The sequence below is a fragment of the Acinetobacter sp. AHP123 genome, assembly GCF_023757925.1.
Taxonomy (GTDB): domain Bacteria; phylum Pseudomonadota; class Gammaproteobacteria; order Pseudomonadales; family Moraxellaceae; genus Acinetobacter; species Acinetobacter oleivorans.
The window spans coordinates 2,853,361-2,870,607 of record NZ_CP092454.1 but is presented as its reverse complement, the minus strand read 5'-3'; the positions used below and the strand labels follow the sequence as shown (position 1 = coordinate 2,870,607).

Here is a 17,247-nt window from a genome sequence, read left to right as displayed (position 1 = left end):
TCTCACATGATTTTTTCATTCTCTTTTGCTGTTATAATGCGGGCTCCTCAATTAAATGTTGTTTAGGACAATGGCAAATAAAAAACTTTTAATCTGTGCTGCTATTGCGGCTGGACTATTGTTAACCGCATGCGTCAAAAAAGAAACACCAGAAGAAGAGCAAGAAAAGGTTGAAACAGCTGTTTCGGAACCTAAACCTGCTGAACCTGCAAAATTTGAGTCTTTAGAAAGTGTTAAAACTGAAGAAGCTCAAACTCAGGAGCCAACGCAAGTCGAAGTTCACCACGAAGAAACAGCGAATACTACAACTGAAATTCGCCGTGAAACTCGTCCTGCCCATTCTGAGCAAAATTCACAAACAACTGTTTCTGAACAACCTAAAGCAGAGCCGAAGCCTAAGCCAGAACCTAAACCTGAGCCAAAAGCAGAACCTAAGCCTGAGAAAGCTCAGTCTAAACCTGCTAAGCCAGCAGAACCATCTCAAACTGAAGATGATGCTGTTGCCGCTGCAATTGCTGCTGCTACACCAGCGCTTAAAAACTAAGTTCTCGTATGAATATGCCCAAATTAAACACTTGATTTGGGCTTTTTAATTATTATTAAAATTATCAATTCACTCATCAGTTTTACTTTTTCATTCCAATTTGTCTTTAAAGTTTTCCTAGATATCAATTTAGGACAACCTACCCCTTTCACTTGAAAAAGCATTGACGTTCCCTATTCTGAGATGTAATTTTTAATCAAGTTCCTTTTTGGAACTTTAATTAAAAGAAGATTGGAGCTTAAAATGAATACCGTATCAAATCGCGTGCCTGCCTCATTTCCAGTCCGTCGTATGGACTATAATTTTGAAAATGTACCTCGCTATTGGTGTAATAACGAACCCACTTTTACACATTATTTTACGGGTTTATCTACATTGTTCCCCGAAGGTGAATCATATTTTGTTCGTTCAGTTCGAGCATTACGTGCAAAAGCAAAGTCAAATGAACTTCTAGATCGTGAAATTAGTGCTTTTATTGGTCAAGAAGCAATGCATTCTAAAGAACATCATGCTTTTCATGTGAGTGCACAACAACATGGTTTAGATCCAGAATCTTTAGAAAAAGTAACGGGTATTGTTTTAAAGAGTATTGAAAAAGTTTTTAGTAAAAAATGGAACCTACTTGTAACGGTAGGCCTTGAACACTACACCGCTGTACTTGTAGTAAGCATGATGCAGTCTGTTAATGAACTGATGACAGACACAACTATTCGTAACTTATGGTTATGGCATAGTATTGAAGAAACTGAGCATAAAGCTGTGGCCTTTGATCTTTATGAACACTTGTATGGAAGTGGGCTAAGCGCATATCTGCCACGTATCACCGTCTTCACTTTAAGTTTATTTTTAATTACTGGCTTCTCAACAATCTATCAATTCGTTCTTATGAACCGAGATCGCCAACTACTTAATTTTAAATCTTGGCGTAAGTTCTTTAGTTTTGCTAATAAGCAATACAGAACATTGATTCCTAAATTTTTTGACTATTATCGATTTGATTTTCACCCTAACCAAACAGATGAAAAAGACCTCGTTGCTAGTACCAAAATCAAAATTGAACTGAAAGATCCGAAATTGCTTTTATCCTGATCCAATAAAACCATAAAGCCCATCTATTGAATGGGCTTTATTTAATCAATTACGGCAATACCATCACTTTTTATGATCAACCATAAAATAATTCGATATTAATTTGGCTGCCCATGAAGTACTTTTCCAACCTTCGTAAAAACCACAATGACTTCCCTTTTTAGTGGTTACCACTGCAATGTTACTCATTTGCTGAATAGTTTCTTTATAAGGCTCTAAATTTTTAATAGAGCATACTGGATCATCTTCAGCATTAAGAATCATTAATGGAATTTTGACATTTTCAAATACATAAATTGGATTAATTGCCTGACAATAACTTTGATAGTCCTGAAAGCCTGCCATTTCAAAGTATTCTTTTTCAAACTCTTCGAGACTAGTCGTTGCAAGAACTTTTTCTAAAGAAGCAATCTGATTCCAAGTACTTTGATAAGGATGAATAAAATATTTAAATAACTTTTTGGTCATCATTTTGCTATAAAACGGGTGAACATTTTTAAAGCCAATCTCAGTGTTGTAGCCTGGACACATTGCAAAAGCCGCTTTAAATGGTGTGTCAGAGCCTTGCTCACCCAAATAACGAACTAACAATCCTGTGCCAGCAGAAGAACCAACTGCATACAAATCCGATTCAGGAAACAAACTTTGAATATGCGTAAGCTGCTCTTTAAGATCACTTGTTGATCCGAAAAGAGAAATCTGTGGTACAGGCATAGGTAAACCCGCATGCCCACGGCGTAAGCATAGTGCTATTCTCCATCCAGTATATTGATGAATATCTCTCACCAATTCACGCATACTTTCAGGCGTTCCTGTAATGGTGTGCATGATAACCACCGTGGGAGTATCTTTCGGAAGATTATAGCCATACCATGCAATTGCAGTTACGCCCCCATCTTTCATACTGAGTTGCTCAATACGGTCATATTCAAGCTTGATGGTTTTTTTTCTAATAATATCGAAATATAAAAGATGGACATGATTGTTAGTTAACCATGGTGTAGGACGATATTTCTGCTTAAGTTGGGGCAACTTATCCAAAACATCTTTAATTTTCCCTTGTGGGTCATAATAGATTTTTGGCTGTTCAGCACCGAGTACTGAGTCAAACAATTCTGAACCAAAAGCTTTAATTTTATTTAAAGTAGATATGCCCATATCCAATCACGACCTCTGATTATGAGTTAAATGATTGCCGCACTAATGCTGCAACCTGCTGTCCCCAAATTGCATAAATTTCTTTGCTTGGATGAAAGCCATCACTTGCCATAGGCAGATTCAAAGCTTGAAAACTTTCAATATCATATTGAATGAATCTAAATTGGTTTTGTGCTTCTACCCAGTTATATAACACTTGATTCATTTGTTCCGCGTATTTTCCAAACAACCAAGCCAATGGATTGGGTAAAGCTGGAAAATGTTGCATGGGCGGAACGCCTGAAACAATAATGAGTTTAGGCTGAAAACGTGCTTGTATATATTCAAATAATTGCTTTTGTTGTTTTATCCATGAATTTGCTGACGTTAGTTTTGTCACATCATTAACACCAATAGATGTAACAACAACATCATAATTTTGCGGCTCTAAATACTGTAAAGCTTGAAAAACCTGCTTAGTAGTATGACCTGTTTTTGCATGAAGTTTCCAATTTATCAAATATTGATCTTGTAACTCAGAAATAATTGCGCCTGATAAAGCGTCTTGTTGTGTTTCAACGCCAACTCCCGCTGCGGCAGAGTCTCCTAAAATAAGCAGAGACAATGGTCTGCCCTTGCCAACCATGCCTTCTCTTTCACCACTGGCTTCTAGCAAGCGTGGTGTATTCTTACGAACCTTTGTTCCCTGCACAAAAAGTACAGGCAACAATGCTAAAGTTGAAAGTTTTAACCACATTCTATTAGTCTCTATCTCACTTAGGCTATTTACTAAAATTATTGTGGTTGAAACTTGGCAATTCTTATACCCATTTGTTCAGCCAGCGCAGCTAAGCCACTCATTGGACGAATCATTACTTCAAAATCAACAATTTTTCCTTGTTCATTAAAACGAATCATATCAATACCTTTTAATGATTTACCACTGACATTAGCGCTGAACTCAAGCACTACATTCTCGCCATCTTCTGTATAAAACTCACGATGATATGTAAAGTTTTCGAACACTTGGATGACATTGGTAAGAATGAAGAAAACGACCTGCTTTCCTTCGTAAGGTTTATAGGCAACCGGTGAACGAAAAACCACGTCATCTGCCAGTAAATCATTTAGATCAGACAAGTTACCTGCCTGAATCATGTGATGCCATTTTTCTAAAGACTGTTTTGTAGTTTCAAGTGTCATTGTTATTTTATCCCGTAATTTAACCAATGAAGTTAGGGGCATTTCCATATAAAGAAATGCACCATAAAATTTATAGAACCGCTGCTAGTTCAGCACCTTGACGTATTGCTCGTTTTGCATCTAGCTCTCCCGCTTCTTTGGCACCACCAATTAAATGAACATTTTTACCTTCTGTTTTTAATTGGTCATACATTGCAGTGAAAGATTCTTGACCCGCACAAATCACAACATGATCAACTTCAAGTACACTCGGTTGCCCATCTATAGTGATATGTAAGCCCTGATCATCTACTTTGTTGTATTGAACGCCTGCAAGCATTTTAACTTGGCGATTTTTAAGGCCTGCACGATGAATCCATCCTGTAGTTTTACCTAAACCTGCACCGACAACAGCAGTCTTACGTTGCAGTAAATAGATTTCTCGTTCAGAAGTCTCAACTTTTGGCTGTTTTAAACCACCTACATGCTCATATTGAGTGTCAATTCCCCATTCTTCATAAAACTTTTCTGGGTTTAAACTGCCACTTTCACCTTCGTGAGTGAGATATTCAGCCGTATCAAAACCAATACCACCTGCCCCAATAATGGCTACACGTTGTCCCACTGGCACACGTTCTTTTAAAACTTGTAAATAGCTGAGAACTTTAGGATGATCAATACCTTCAAATTGTAATTGACGAGGCGTTACACCAGTTGCAACCACAATTTCATCAAAATTTGCTTGGCTCAACTCTTCATAAGTTGCCTTATGATTCAAAATTAATTCAATGTTTGGTCGTAACTCAATTTGGCGAGCAAAGTAGCGTAAGGTTTCATAAAACTCTTCTTTTCCAGGAACAGTCTTTGCAATATTAAATTGGCCACCAATTTGATGACTAGCCTCAAAAATTTTAACTTGATGTCCACGGTCAGCTGCATATACAGCAAAACTTAAGCCCGCAGGCCCTGCACCAATAACAGCAATATTCTTTTGAACTTGTGCATCTTTAAAAATAAGTTCAGTTTCATAACATGCACGCGGGTTCACTAAACAAGTTGCAATTTTCATTGAGAAAATGTGATCTAAACATGCTTGGTTACAGCCAATACATGTATTAATTTCATCACTACGGCCTTCACTTGCTTTTAAAACAAACTCAGCATCCGCTAGCATTGGGCGTGCCATAGATACCATATCGGCATGACCTGATGCCAATACATGTTCAGCCATTTCTGGAGTATTAATTCGGTTAGAAGTAACTAAAGGGATAGAGACTTCACCTTTAAGTTTTTCAGTAACCCACGTAAATGCAGCACGAGGAACTTTTGTCGCAATTGTTGGGATACGAGCCTCATGCCAGCCAATCCCTGTATTAATAATAGTTGCACCTGCTTTTTCAATTTCTTTTGCAAGCTGAATCACTTCTTCAATGCTTGAACCACCTTCAACTAAATCAAGCATCGATAGACGATAAATAATGATAAAGTTTTCACCCACTAAAGCACGTGTACGTTTTACGATTTCAATAGGAAAACGAATACGGTTTTCATAGCTACCGCCCCATTCGTCATCACGATGATTCGTACGCGCAGCAATGAACTCATTAATTAAATAACCTTCAGAACCCATGATTTCCACGCCATCATAACCCGCATACTGAGCAAGTTTGGCGCAGTTTGCAAAGTCATCAATGGTCTGCTGCACTTCGGCAGAACTTAAAGCTTTTGGCTTAATTGGGTTAATCGGTGCTTGAATTGCTGAAGGAGCAACGTTATTTGGCTGATAAGAATAACGTCCAGTATGTAAAATCTGCATAGCAATTTTACCCCCAGCTTCATGAACAGCTTGGGTAATCACTTTATGTTTTTCAGCTTCTTCAACTGTATCTAACTTCGTACCATGGCTAAATACAACACCATCATCATTCGGAGAAACACCGCCAGTTACAATTAAACCCACATCACCTTTTGCACGCTCAGCATAAAACGCAGCCATGCGTTCATATCCTTGTGGTGCTTCTTCTAAACCAATATGCATAGACCCCATAAGCACACGGTTTTTTAAAGTAGTAAAGCCTAAATCAAGTGGCTTCAATAAATGCGGATAAGCTGACATATTTTCTCCTTTGGCTAGCAATAAGCTTGCTAATGCAACTTGTTGCATTAATTTATAATCAAATTTTGACTTTTATGCAACATGTTGCATAATCTCATTAGTCACACTTTACTTTTGCTTACAAACCGGATTGCCATGTCACTTCCTCATGTTTTATTAACCAGTTTGCTTGAACGACCAAGTACAGGGTTCGAACTTGCCCGCCGGTTTGATCGTTCAATTGGTTTTTTCTGGAATGCTACCCATCAGCAAATTTATCGTGAACTCAACCACATGCTAAAAAAAGGTTGGGTTTCAACGTTAGAAAATGAAATGGAAAATAGTCGAAAAAAAACCTATCAAGTTGAACAATTGGGGCGTATTGAACTAGCTTCATGGATGACACAACAAAGTGAACCCGCGCAGCTTCGTGATGATTTAATGGTTAGATTGCGTGCTGAAGCACAATTGAGCAATAATCAGATATTACCTGAGCTGTTAAGACATCTTGGTTTACATCAAGAGAAACTGAAACTTTATCAAAGTATTTATGATAAGGATTTTAAAGATAACGATGATCTAGATAACCGTGTGTTATACATTCACAAAATGATCTTAGAACTTGGGATTACGATGGAAAGTGAATGGATCAAATGGTTGGAACAAGTCATCCCTCAATTAAAACGCTTTGCTCAAGCTAGCGTAGTTGGAGAATAGTCATGCCATATTACACCATGCCCGATCGGGAAAATTTATTTGTTCGTCGTGTTGGTCGTGGTGAACCAGTTTTGGTTTTATCTGGTCTTGGCATGCAAAGCTGGCAATGGCTTCCTTTTATTTATGCAAACCGTAAAGATTATGAGTTTATCATTCCAGATTGGCGTGGTTTTGGGGGGTCAAAGAACTGTGCAATCCCTGAACAAGATGCAATTTCTAGCCACTGGCAAGATGTCGCCCATTTAATAGAACAATTAAAACTCGATAACTTTATCTTGATGGGTTATTCAATGGGTGCTACAACGGCCATGCATGGCATGAAGCATGCTCATCTGGCGCAGCAATTAAAAGCCTATTTACATATCGATCAAACACCAAAAATATCTGTGGATTCAACATGGGAATATGGTCTATTCGGCCCTCTACATCCCCAGTTCAAACAATTATTAAATGATATCTATCAATTATTATCAAAGCACAAAAATGCCAAATATCTTTATGAATTAGCGCTTCCAGATCGACAAGAACTGGTTCGTCTTTGGGTAGATTTTATTGAGTTACAAAGCAGCAATCCCTTTAGCCCTTTAGTTTTTAAAACAGCGCTCAAACAGCCTTTTCTACAAAAATATTTATTACCAATTCAGCGTCTCGATTATTTATTTTGGTATGTTGAAAATTATCTTTATCACAATGAAGATTATCGTGAAGCCATTCAACAGTTACAATGCCCAACCACCTTCTTTATTGGTCGCAACTCGACGCTTTATCCAGAAACAGGACAGACACTTATTGCCCATAGTGTTGAACACGCAAAAGCAATATATTTTGAGCGCTCAGGCCATACACCTTTATTAACCGAGCCGAAAAAATTTGGGCATGAAATCACTACATTCTTATCAGAACTAAAACATGCTTCTTAAAAAAATAAAGGGATCTATTCGTAGATCCCTTTTTAGTCGAAAAATGATTAAGCAGAATGAGCTAACTCTTTCACTTTTAGTTGCTCAGAAACACTTAACAAAAGTTGCTCAGTTTTTTCCCAACCTAAACAACCATCAGTTACTGACTGCCCATAAGTCATATCACAAGAAATCTTTTGGCTACCATCAACCAAATGACTTTCAATCATGACACCCTTTACCTGGGTTTTTAAACGTTCAGCAACGATTTGCTGTAAAACTTCTGGCTGACGCAACGGATCTTTAGTACTGTTACCATGACTACAGTCAATAACTAATGCCGGAAGATTTTGTTTGTGTTTTTCTCGTATTGCCTGAATTGAAGCTAAATCATAATTTGGTCCATGATTTGCTCCACGCAAAATCAAGTGTGGTAATGGATTACCAGCGCTCTGAATCACTGAAGGCAAACCTTGTTGATTCATTCCTAAAAATTGATGTTCATTTTGTGCTGACTGAATTGCATCTAATGCAATCTGAATTGAACCATCTGTACCATTCTTGAAACCAATGCTGTATGGCATGTGGCTTGAGATTTCACGGTGAATCTGAGATTCACTTGTACGAGCCCCAATTGCGCCCCAAGCCAATAAATCATCAAAATAACCAGTTGCCATTGGACTTAAAATTTCACTCGCAATTGGTAAACCCTTTTCAATAATTTGCAGGTAAAGTTCACGAGACTTTTCTAAACCAAGTTGTAAATTTGATGAGCCATCTAAATTTGGATCGTACATGAAACCTTTCCAACCCACAGTTGTACGAGGTTTTTCAATGTATGCACGCATCACAATAAAAATCTGATTTTTTACTTTTTCTTGTAATTTTTGCAATCTTTCAGCGTATTCAAGTACTGCAACCGGATCATGAATTGAACAAGGCCCTGTAATTACCATTAACCGAGGATCGTTGCCGTTAAGAATATTTTGAATAGTTTGGCGATGTTCGGCAATTTGACGCACGAAAGAGTGTGCAAGCGGATATTTTGCTTTTAACTGGACAGGTAAACTAACTGGTGTTTCTTTTGTATTGCTTTGTGTCAATAAAGTATTTAGGGCATTCATTGGTTTTTCCTTGGGACTGCAATCTATTCAGTCCGATCATTTATTTGAGCGTTTTGGATCTATTCGTTGGTAAAGGTAAGCAAAAGTAAAACCAATAAAAGTTGCTAAAGTACGAATAAGTCATGTTGTTCATTTTAAGTTCCTCGATTCAAAAAAGATAAAGCATAAAAAAACCTGATCGGGGTTGCCGATCAGGTATTAACTGTGATGGGCAACTTTCTCATGCCCGAATACGCTCAGGCAACTATCTAAATTGCCAAAAGTAATAGTAAGCGTTAGTGTTCACAGATAGATTTAACATCTTTATCTCAAATATTAAAAAATGTTCCTTAAACCTAAAATACGCATTGTTGAGAGCTTTGACAAGTCTTTTTTAGAAAAAACTTCTTATTTTCACGCTTAAGATTTGATTCACTCATTGTATTAACGAATCAGCCCTTGAGGTTGTAAAATAATTAAGCCAGCTCCACAAAGCACGATTAGACCACCCAATATATCCCATCTTGTTAATCCAACCTGATCCACAAAACGCAACCACATGAGAGCAGTAAAAATATAAATACCGCCATATGCAGCATAAATGCGCCCAGAAGCCGCTGGATGTAAAGTCAGTAGCCATACAAAGATAGCCAGACTTAAAGCTGTAGGTAGCCACAGCCAAGCAGACTTGCCTTCTCTTAAAATCAGATAAGGGAAATAACAACCAAGAATTTCAGCAATTGCTGTGATAATAAATAACCCGAATACACTGAGTATTCGGGTTATAGCAAGACTATCAATTAACATAAGTTACGCTGGTTCTGCCGTATGATGATCTTCAAAAACTTCAAGTTTTAAGCCGACAGCTTTGCCATCTTCATTTTTCACTGATACAGCCACATTACCACCATGATCTGCAAGTTCGCCAAACAGAATCATTTCAGCTAGTGGTTTCTTCAAGTGTTCTTGAATGAGGCGTTGCATTGGACGTGCACCCATCAAGCGGTCATAACCATTTGTTGCCAACCAATCACGAGCACTTTGATCCACATCAAGTACAACTTGTTTGTCATCTAGTTGTGCTTGTAATTCTGTTAAGAATTTATCAACCACAGACTCAATCACAGTTGTTGGTAATGACTTGAATTGAATAACACTATCTAGACGGTTACGGAACTCTGGTGAGAAAGCACGTTTCATTGCTTCTTGGTTATCAGAACTATGATCTTGTTCAGTAAAACCAATACTCGCACGAGAAATACTTTCTGCGCCAATATTCGTAGTCAGGACAATAATAACGTTTCTAAAGTCTGACTTACGTCCGTTGTTATCCGTTAAAGCACCATGATCCATGATTTGTAGCAACAGATTAAACACATCTGGATGTGCTTTCTCAATTTCATCTAGCAATAAAACACAGTGTGGGTTCTTATGAATCGCATCAGTAAGCAACCCACCTTGGTCATAACCCACATAACCAGGAGGTGCACCAATTAAGCGTGAAACTGCATGACGTTCCATATATTCAGACATATCGAAACGCACAAGCTCAACACCTAACAGCTTCGCAAGTTGCTTAGTCACTTCGGTTTTACCCACACCTGTTGGGCCAGCAAAAACGAAACTACCTACTGGCTTATCTGGTGATTTCAACCCAGCACGAGACAACTTGATTGCTGAGCCTAAAGCGGTAATCGCTTCGTCTTGACCAAACACAACGCGTTTTAAATCACGCTCAAGATTTTCAAGTACTGACTTATCATCTTTAGAAACAGTTTTAGGCGGAATACGAGCAATCTTAGAAACGATGTCTTCGATATTCTCTACGGTAATCAAACTATCATCGCTTTCAGCTTTCAAACGACGCTGAGCACCAGCTTCGTCAATCACATCAATTGCCTTATCTGGCAAGAAACGATCATTAATGAATTTAGCAGAAAGCTCTACAGCTGATACCAATGCCTTATCGTCATATTGTACGTGGTGGAAATCTTCAAATTTAGATTTCAAGCCACGCAAAATATCAATTGTTTCAGCAATACTTGGCTCATTGACGTCAATTTTCTGGAAACGACGTGATAACGCATGATCTTTTTCAAAAACCTGACGATATTCTTGGAACGTCGTTGAACCGATACAACGTAAAGTACCATTAGCCAAAGCCGGTTTGATCAAATTCGAAGCATCCATTGTGCTGCCCATACTTGAGCCTGCGCCAATGATCATATGAATTTCATCAATGAATAAAATCGCATTTGGATTTTTCTTCAAAGCATTAAGCAACTGTTTTAAACGTTTTTCAAAGTCACCGCGATATTTGGTCCCAGCAACTAATGCACCAATATCTAAGCTATAGACTTCAGCCTGACTTAAAGGTTTAGGCGCCTTACCATTCACAATTAACCATGCTAAACCTTCAGCAATCGAGGTTTTACCAACGCCCGGATCACCGACAAGCAATGGGTTATTTTTGCGACGGCGGCACAGAATTTGTGCTGTACGCTCAATTTCTTTTTCACGACCAATAAGTGGATCAGTTTTGCCTTTTTGCGCTTCAACATTTAAGTTCAGCGTATAAAGCTCTAATGGTCCTGCATTGCCCGCGCTAGTTTCACCCTCAATATCTTCAACTTCTTCTTCAACTTGCACTTCATCTTTACGTGTCCCATGAGACAAGTATTGAGTCAATGTCAATCGATTGATTTGATGACGTTTAAGCAAATACACAGCAAAAGAATCACGCTCTGAATACATTGCGACCAAAACATCTGCGCCTTCAACAGTACGATCGCCGCCACTTGATTGCACGTGGAAAATAGCACGTTGCAAAATGCGGTCGAAACTTTCTGTTGGATGAGGCGCTTGCTCGCTATTTTCGCCAAGCTTAGGAGTATGTTGTTCTACATATTCTTCTAATTCTTTACGTAAAGAAACTATATCAGCCCCACATGCTTTTAAAGCATTCACGGCCGAATCGTTGTCGAGTAGTGCTAATAATAAATGTTCAACTGTAAGAAACTCATGTCTCTTTTGACGAGCCATGCTAACAGCCAAACGTAATGATACTTCTAATTGACGACTGAGCATGTAACCCCCTTATGCTTTAGGCTCAATCTGGCAAAGTAATGGATGACCTTGCGATCGAGCGTAATTATTAACAAGGTTTGCTTTGGTCTCCGCGATGTCTCTTGGATATACCCCAGCAATACCTTTACCTTCATAGTGTACTGTTAGCATTACTTGAGTTGCTTGGTCAAGATTCATTGCAAAGTATTGTTGTAAAATTTCAATTACAAAGTCCATTGGCGTGTAATCGTCATTCATTAATACGACTGCATACAATGGTGGACGCTTGAGTTCAGGAGGTGCTGTTTGTACAACAACCTCTCCGTCATGATCTTCGTTTTGCGAATCACTTAAGCGTGGATGGAAGTGCCAATCGACATAACCAGACTGCTGAAAAGAAGCCTTAATATCTTTTAAGTTTGTTTGACGCTTATTTGTTCGCATAGGATGTTACTATTGTGAATTTGCTTCAGCTTGAGGAATTTCTGCCACGAAAGCAGAAGATGTTTCGACAGGTTTACCGCGCTGCCAACTAAAACGTTTAATAACTGGTGTATCAGAGCCGCCTGTTAAACGTACCTCAATAAATTGAGGTGTAAAACCTTTGGGCATCGTCCAACGACCTGTTAAGCGCTCGAAGTCAGTAAAGTTAAAGCTTTTAGCTTCAAGTGGTACAACTAAAACTTCTGTATCTTTAATGAGTCTTATCTCAATTGATCCTGAAGCACGGCGCTTACTTGGGCTTACCTGTACTAGATCCAACTGATATTCATAAGCATTTTCAGGCAAAGGTTTGATTGCCAAATTTTGAATGGTCAAACTTAAACCACCACGCTGCCTCAAGATATCTCGGTAGATATTACTCATACCTTCTTGCTGCGTTTTATCAGCGTTGGCCTGATTAAGAGCTTCAAACAGATCATTTGCATTTGTTACAGCAACATCACGCTCTTGTACCGCAGCGTTCAGGCTTTTATTAACCGCATCTAAAGCTGTTTTCTGCTTTTGCACCACTTCAACCAATTGCTCTGCATCTGCATCGTAACCTACAACAGTTAAACCTTGACGGTGTCCAATTGTATAGCCGAGCGCAAGACAACCACTCATTAAAATAGCCGCACCAATAAACAAAGGTTTATTAGTATTTAAAAAATTTTTCTTTTGCAACGAACTTTCTGCTGAAGTCGTCTGTCCAGAGTTTTGCATCGTCATCTCAGTGTTTAAGATCAGAGTCAAGACACACATTTAAATCGAAATTTAAATGTGTGTGAAGCAAAAAAGAGTTTTTTATGGTAATAAACCAATCCCTTGTAAGCCTTCATCTTCATCAAAGCCGAACATAAGGTTCATATTTTGTACAGCTTGACCAGATGCACCCTTCACAAGGTTATCTTGTACCGCAAGAATAATAAGTTTATTCGGCTGCGGCTTATATAAAGCAATACGAAGCTCATTCGCACCGCGCACACTACGTGTTTCAGGCGAACTGTTAGCAGGCATCACATCAACAAATTTTTCATTTGCGTAAAATTGCTCATACAATGCCTGAATATCAGTTTGTTTTCCAGTTTCTGTCAAATCGACATAAATTGTGCTGAGCATACCGCGAATCATTGGAACTAAATGAGGAACAAATAAGAGCCCTTCGAAGCCACCTTTTTGTCCAGAAATATTTTCTAATGCTTCAACAATTTCAGGATGGTGACGGTGACCCGCAACGCCATAAGCCTTGAAGTTATCAGCATTTTCACTATAGATCATGCCTAAGCTTGCTTTACGGCCAGCTCCTGAAACACCTGACTTCGCATCAATAATAATATTTTTTGTTTCAATCAATGCTTGCGCTGATTTCAAAAGTGGTGCCAAACCTAATTGAACGGTAGTGGGGTAGCAACCAGGGTTACCAATAACTTGTGCCTGTTTAATTTTTTCGCGGTTTAATTCAGCCAAACCATATACTGAGTTTTCTAAAACGTCTGGGCAAGCATGCTCCATGCCATACCATTTTTCAAACTGCTCAAGATTTTGCAAACGAAAATCAGCTGCCAAATCAATAACTTTAGTACCAGCCGCAATCAATTCTTTTGCATGCTGCATCGCAACACCATGAGGTGTAGCAAAAAATACAACATCACATTTTTTTAAATCATCAATATTTAAATCAGAAAATTGAAGATCAGTATGTCCACGTAAATTAGGGAACATATCTGCAACTGGTTTGCCCGCTTCTGTACGTGAAGTAAGAACTCGAACCTGCGCTTTAGGATGTCGTAATAAAATACGTAATAGTTCAACGCCTGTATAACCCGTTCCACCAACAATTCCGACAGAAATCACGTGCATTACCTCAATTTTTGAATCTATACTTGTGCTGTAGTATGACAGGATGTCCAAGCTTACAAAACCATTTCATGCTTGGTAATTTTAATTTTTTTAATTTTAGCGACAATTAGATAGCACTTATTCAACTGTCAGAACTAAACAAATATCAGCAAATAAATATCAGATTTAATTTTGGAGAGCTAGGATGCTTCATCAATCAAAAGAAACAAAATTACGCACTTACCTTGGTTTAAGCACATTAATTTTAAGTGCTGCACTTGTAGGTTGCGGAGGTGGAGGCAGTAGTAGCGGTAGTTCACCAAGCACTCCAACACCTGTTGATCCTACTCCAGAGGCAACAACGGATGTTACAGTTAAATCTCCTGTAGAAATACGCAATATCCAACTCAAAGTATATGACAATACCACCAACTCTGTTTTAGTAGATACTTCAATTGCAAGTTTAAACAGCTTTAATGTCAAAATTCCTACTGCTAAATTAAGTCGTTTATATCGTGTAGAAATTACGACTCAAAATTCATCTCAAGTATTTGATCCGATTACTTCAACATACCAAAATTTCTCTGGCGTTTATCATGCGTTTATTACACCAAACAGTGTAAGTGGCAGAACCCTATTCATCAGCCCAAGCAGTGAAGCAGTCTACCAACGGGCTGTGATACGCTCGGGACAACTCCCTCAAGAAACGATTGACCCAACCCGCATTGAGCAATTGCATGTAGATTTAGCTTCTCAAGATGTTTATAGATCGCTTCTTAATGCATTCAAAGATGCCGATATTCCAAGTTTAAGTCCAGCCAATCCTCTTACAGTTTTAAATTTATTGCAGTATTCAACTAAAAAACCTAGTACATATGTGGATAGCTATCTTAGCTTTGGCTACTTACAATATTGGTCAACTTTTCATGCTGGAACAACCACATACCAAGAGCTCATTAAAAGTTTGGCAACCGATTTAAAAGATGGCTTTTTAGATGGGAAAAAACTTCAAGGTGATCAAACAACATTCACCCCTATTTTCACAGCTGCTCCAGATAATATTGATCCAGTTAAAAATACACTGTTAGATATCGCAGCTAATCAAAAAGCTACACGCGATAATTTTGCAACAAATTTAAAAGTCGCTACCTTTAAATTAGCAGATGCCCAAAGCCAATCCACTCTAGATCAAACAGGTTATGACCTTCTGCAAAAGAAACAATATTCAGGCGTCGTACCTATCGGAAATACGACTGACTTTTTCCGCATCGATGGTGCTGGTGATTATCGTCGTGCTGTAGGTTTTAGCGGCATTACAGCCACCTGCAACGGTTCTGCATATCCTTGCAAACAAGGTTTGACAAGCATTAATCTTTCCGACCCAAAACTACCTGCTACAGATTATTTAGTGGGTCATTACAAAGACACCACAACAGGTTGCCAGCTTAATTTCCGTGCGAATGGTCAAATCGACCTTATTAAAGGATCACAGACTTATCGCTCTGCGTTAAGTGCGGATAGTACAGATAATTTATTGCAAATAGATGCTGCAAGCTCTAGTTATTTACTCAACTCAAGTTCCGCCGAACCAAATAACTCAACGCAGCAATACAACTTTATACAATTATCAATTAAAGCAAATAAAATCGTGAGTGCTAAAGCAGGTTTAGACAGCCGAAAAGCACCCGATAACTTACAAACACCACAACTAGAATGTAGTTTTAGTTAATTTGAGACATACCACCATGCAGGCAACGGATTTGATTTAAGTTGTCTGCGGTGTTTTTGAAAATATGGATCGTATTTTTCAACTTCCGCCCAAAAAGCTGGGCTATGGTCAAAATGTTTAGTATGAGCTAATTCATGAATAGCCACATAACGAGCAATCTCGTGTGACATCAACACTAATCCTGCATGTAGCATAATATTATGCTGACTGCTACAACTTCCCCAACGAGTTTTCGGACGGCGAATTGTACATTCCCGATAAGCCAAATGCGTGTGTTCACTTAACTCTTTTAAAAGCTCGGGTAACTCTTGTTTTGCAAACGCAATCACTGCACTTTGTAATGCCAAATATGGCTGCGTGTCTTTAAGAAATAAACAACTACTTTCCCAATCGAATTGAAAAACTCGATGCTGCTTTTGAACAATGACCTGAAACGGTTGGTCTTTATTAAAAAAATAAATCTCAGAAGGAATTTCAATCGATGCCGATTGAACATTTTGTTGCTTATTCCACGTCTCAGTCAACCATTGTTCAGATTGAGCCAAAAACTGCTGAATTTGTTTCTTACTACAAAACAAAGGAACCGTGAGACGGATTGAAGCAGGCTCAACACGTAAGCGCAATTTTCTTGCTCTTACGTGTCGAACGATTTTAATTTCTGGCATTTCCACAGACATTACTGTGCAGTACGCTCTTCAATACCATTATTTGTTGCAACAATTGCAATCGTTGCTGGGTTTAAAGCAAAAATACCATTAGTCACAACACCTGGAATATTGTTAATGGTTTTTTCTAAATCAAGTGCATTTAAAATATTAAGATTAAATACATCTAAAATTACATTACCATTATCTGTTACTACACCTTCACGATAAACTGGGTCACCACCTAAACTTACCAACTTACGAGCTACAGCAGAACGAGCCATTGGAATAACTTCTACTGGAAGTGGAAAATCACGTCCAAGTTGATCAACCCATTTTGAATCATCAACAATACAAACAAATTTCTTAGCAATTGAAGCTACAATTTTTTCACGTGTTAATGCAGCACCACCACCTTTAATCATATGCATATGACGGTCAATTTCATCTGCACCATCAACATAGGCATCTAAACCACCTACATGGTTCATATCTACAACTTCGATACCTAATTTTTTAAGACGATCAGCAGTTGCTTGTGAACTTGCCACAGCTGCTTCTAATTGTAATTCAGGCAATAAATCAATTAGAAAATTTACGGTACTTCCAGTCCCAACCCCCAAAATGCCGCCTTTGGGCAAGTGTTTTAAAGCAGCTTTCGCAGCAGCTTGTTTCTTTTCATCTTGGGTTGCATATAGACTCATGACATCACTCAACTAT

Annotated in this window: 17 protein-coding genes; 5 read left to right on the top strand and 12 right to left on the bottom strand. The window is 38.4% G+C overall.

Annotated elements, in window-relative coordinates; genetic code table 11:
* Nucleotides 1-70: 70 nt before the first annotated feature.
* Both MJX77_RS13690 and MJX77_RS13685 read left to right on the top strand, forming a co-directional pair.
* Complete coding sequence (locus MJX77_RS13690) at nt 71-544, top strand: hypothetical protein (protein WP_013197658.1); 474 nt, start codon at nt 71-73, stop codon at nt 542-544.
* A gap of 243 nt (nt 545-787) precedes the next feature.
* Nucleotides 788-1,633: a metal-dependent hydrolase gene (locus tag MJX77_RS13685; RefSeq protein ID WP_202724205.1), complete on the top strand. Its 846-nt coding sequence runs from the start codon at nt 788-790 to the stop codon at nt 1,631-1,633.
* 63 nt (nt 1,634-1,696) lie between these two features.
* On the opposite strand, the gene MJX77_RS13680 is transcribed toward MJX77_RS13685, so the two are convergent.
* From MJX77_RS13680 to MJX77_RS13665, 4 genes are all read right to left on the bottom strand, one after another.
* Entirely contained in the window at nt 1,697-2,791 is a 1,095-nt protein-coding gene (locus tag MJX77_RS13680) for a YheT family hydrolase (protein ID WP_252059355.1), read from the bottom strand.
* A gap of 19 nt (nt 2,792-2,810) precedes the next feature.
* Complete coding sequence (locus tag MJX77_RS13675) at nt 2,811-3,527, bottom strand: SGNH/GDSL hydrolase family protein (protein WP_252059354.1); 717 nt, start codon at nt 3,525-3,527, stop codon at nt 2,811-2,813.
* A 38-nt stretch (nt 3,528-3,565) separates the two neighbouring features.
* Nucleotides 3,566-3,973 carry a nuclear transport factor 2 family protein gene (locus tag MJX77_RS13670; RefSeq protein ID WP_013197653.1) on the bottom strand — a complete coding sequence of 136 codons (408 nt, stop codon included), beginning with the start codon at nt 3,971-3,973 and terminating at the stop codon, nt 3,566-3,568.
* Nucleotides 3,974-4,043: 70 nt separating this feature from the next.
* Nucleotides 4,044-6,068: an NADPH-dependent 2,4-dienoyl-CoA reductase gene (locus tag MJX77_RS13665; protein ID WP_252059353.1), complete on the bottom strand. Its 2,025-nt coding sequence runs from the start codon at nt 6,066-6,068 to the stop codon at nt 4,044-4,046.
* 135 nt (nt 6,069-6,203) lie between these two features.
* Here MJX77_RS13665 and MJX77_RS13660 point away from each other — a divergent pair, with 135 nt between their 5' ends.
* Both MJX77_RS13660 and MJX77_RS13655 read left to right on the top strand, forming a co-directional pair.
* A complete protein-coding gene (locus tag MJX77_RS13660) occupies nt 6,204-6,764 on the top strand; it encodes a PadR family transcriptional regulator (RefSeq protein ID WP_252059352.1) in 561 nt (186 codons plus the stop codon).
* 2 nt (nt 6,765-6,766) lie between these two features.
* Nucleotides 6,767-7,684 (top strand): alpha/beta fold hydrolase, encoded by a 918-nt coding sequence (locus MJX77_RS13655; protein ID WP_111854097.1) that lies wholly within the window; start codon nt 6,767-6,769, stop codon nt 7,682-7,684.
* Between the two features lie 47 nt (nt 7,685-7,731).
* Here the strand turns inward: MJX77_RS13655 and MJX77_RS13650 are convergent, their stop codons facing one another.
* From MJX77_RS13650 to argC, 6 genes are all read right to left on the bottom strand, one after another.
* Nucleotides 7,732-8,787, bottom strand: coding sequence for a 3-deoxy-7-phosphoheptulonate synthase (locus tag MJX77_RS13650; RefSeq protein WP_252059351.1), 1,056 nt, complete (start codon nt 8,785-8,787; stop codon nt 7,732-7,734).
* 423 nt (nt 8,788-9,210) lie between these two features.
* The gene (locus tag MJX77_RS13645) at nt 9,211-9,573 is read right to left on the bottom strand and encodes a YnfA family protein (protein WP_151767973.1); all 363 of its coding nucleotides are present in this window, start codon (nt 9,571-9,573) and stop codon (nt 9,211-9,213) included.
* Between the two features lie 3 nt (nt 9,574-9,576).
* A complete protein-coding gene (clpA, locus tag MJX77_RS13640; protein ID WP_005306114.1) occupies nt 9,577-11,853 on the bottom strand; it encodes an ATP-dependent Clp protease ATP-binding subunit ClpA in 2,277 nt (758 codons plus the stop codon).
* A 9-nt stretch (nt 11,854-11,862) separates the two neighbouring features.
* Entirely contained in the window at nt 11,863-12,276 is a 414-nt protein-coding gene (gene clpS / locus MJX77_RS13635; RefSeq protein WP_002121129.1) for an ATP-dependent Clp protease adapter ClpS, read from the bottom strand.
* 9 nt (nt 12,277-12,285) lie between these two features.
* Nucleotides 12,286-13,044: a DUF6776 family protein gene (locus MJX77_RS13630; protein ID WP_080645537.1), complete on the bottom strand. Its 759-nt coding sequence runs from the start codon at nt 13,042-13,044 to the stop codon at nt 12,286-12,288.
* 75 nt (nt 13,045-13,119) lie between these two features.
* The gene (gene argC / locus MJX77_RS13625; protein WP_081402179.1) at nt 13,120-14,175 is read right to left on the bottom strand and encodes an N-acetyl-gamma-glutamyl-phosphate reductase; all 1,056 of its coding nucleotides are present in this window, start codon (nt 14,173-14,175) and stop codon (nt 13,120-13,122) included.
* 184 nt (nt 14,176-14,359) lie between these two features.
* Between argC and MJX77_RS13620 the strand changes: the two genes are divergently transcribed.
* Nucleotides 14,360-15,883, top strand: coding sequence for a hypothetical protein (locus tag MJX77_RS13620; RefSeq protein ID WP_252059350.1), 1,524 nt, complete (start codon nt 14,360-14,362; stop codon nt 15,881-15,883).
* On the opposite strand, the gene MJX77_RS13615 is transcribed toward MJX77_RS13620, so the two are convergent.
* Together MJX77_RS13615 and rpiA are read right to left on the bottom strand one after the other, a co-directional pair.
* Nucleotides 15,880-16,560, bottom strand: a complete 681-nt coding sequence (locus tag MJX77_RS13615) for a YgjP family zinc-dependent metalloprotease (RefSeq protein ID WP_252059349.1) — start codon at nt 16,558-16,560, stop codon at nt 15,880-15,882. The genes MJX77_RS13620 and MJX77_RS13615 overlap by 4 nt on opposite strands.
* Nucleotides 16,560-17,231, bottom strand: a complete 672-nt coding sequence (gene rpiA / locus MJX77_RS13610) for a ribose-5-phosphate isomerase RpiA (protein ID WP_049836852.1) — start codon at nt 17,229-17,231, stop codon at nt 16,560-16,562. Before rpiA ends, MJX77_RS13615 begins: the two co-directional genes overlap by 1 nt.
* Nucleotides 17,232-17,247: the final 16 nt, after the last annotated feature.